At 52.2% G+C, this 1,200-nt stretch carries 1 protein-coding gene; it reads left to right on the top strand.

The features are described from left to right. Positions 1 to 71 precede the first annotated feature (71 nt). Positions 72 to 1,159 (top strand): IS3 family transposase gene (locus ERE07_RS21570; RefSeq protein WP_130011074.1). Its coding sequence is split into 2 segments (ribosomal slippage): positions 72 to 324 and positions 324 to 1,159, totalling 1,089 coding nucleotides; the frame shifts between segments, so codons are not numbered across the junction. The last annotated feature ends 41 nt before the right edge of the window (positions 1,160 to 1,200 follow it).

Below are 1,200 nucleotides of genomic sequence, written 5' to 3'. Positions count from 1 at the left end.
GGGTAATCCCCCCAGAAAAGGAACGGTCTTAAAGGTAGAATTTTCTAACAGCAGTATTCAGGAAATTTTGCATGAAGACCTCACGTTTTACCGACAGTCAGATAATTGCCATCCTCAAGCAGGCCGAAGCCGGTACGCCGGTACCGGAGCTTTGCCGAGAGCACGGCATGAGCAGCGCTACGTTCTATAAATGGCGCGCCAAGTACGGTGGCATGGACGCTGGCCTGATGTCGCGCATGAAGGAGCTGGAGGCGGAGAACGCCCGGCTGAAAAAGATGTATGCAGAGGAGCGGCTCAAGGCCGAGATCCTGAAGGAAGCCATCGAAAAAAAGTGGTGAAGCCATCTCACCGTCGTGAGATGGCACAGCGGGCGGTCAAGCAATACGCAGCGGGCATCCGCCTGGCCTGCGATGCATTCGGAATCAGCGAGAAATGCTATCGCTACCAGGCCAAGTTAAATAGCGACAATCAGCAGATAGCAGACTGGCTGCTTCGGTTGACCCATAACCAAAGGAACTGGGGATTTGGGCTATGTTACTTGTACTTGCGCAACATCAAAGGCTTCAAGTGGAACCACAAGCGCATATACCGCATTTACCGCGAGCTTGAGTTAAACATGCGTATCAAACCGCGCAAACGCTTGGTGCGCGAGCAACCAGAACCCTTGGCGGTGCCGTACGCAGCCAATGAAATCTGGTCGATGGACTTTATGCATGACCAGTTGGCAGATGGGCGCAGCATACGGCTGTTCAATGTTATCGACGACTACAACCGCGAAGGCTTGTGCATTGATGTGGACTTCTCGCTGCCTGCCTTACGAGTGATTCGTTCGCTTGAGCAAGTCATGGAATGGCGAGGCAAGCCCAAAGTTATTCGCTGTGATAATGGCCCGGAATATGCAAGCTCTGCACTGATGAGTTGGGCTGAAAAGCGCCACATCAAATTGCAGTTTATCCAACCAGGCAAGCCGCAGCAGAACGCTTATATCGAACGGTATAACCGCACCGTTCGATATGACTGGCTCGCTCACCACTTGTTCGATTCGGTGTCTGATGTCCAGGACTTCGCCACGCGCTGGCTCTGGACTTACAATAACGAAAGGCCAAATATGGCCTTGGGCGGCATTACACCAATTCAAAAAATGGCCTTAGCCGCATAGCCTCTACTTTTAACGACCGTTAAAAATGGGGGGATTACCCG

It is taken from the genome of Allopusillimonas ginsengisoli, from assembly GCF_004153455.1.
GTDB classification, from domain to species: domain Bacteria; phylum Pseudomonadota; class Gammaproteobacteria; order Burkholderiales; family Burkholderiaceae_B; genus Allopusillimonas; species Allopusillimonas ginsengisoli.
This window is presented reverse-complemented; position numbering and strand designations above follow the sequence as displayed.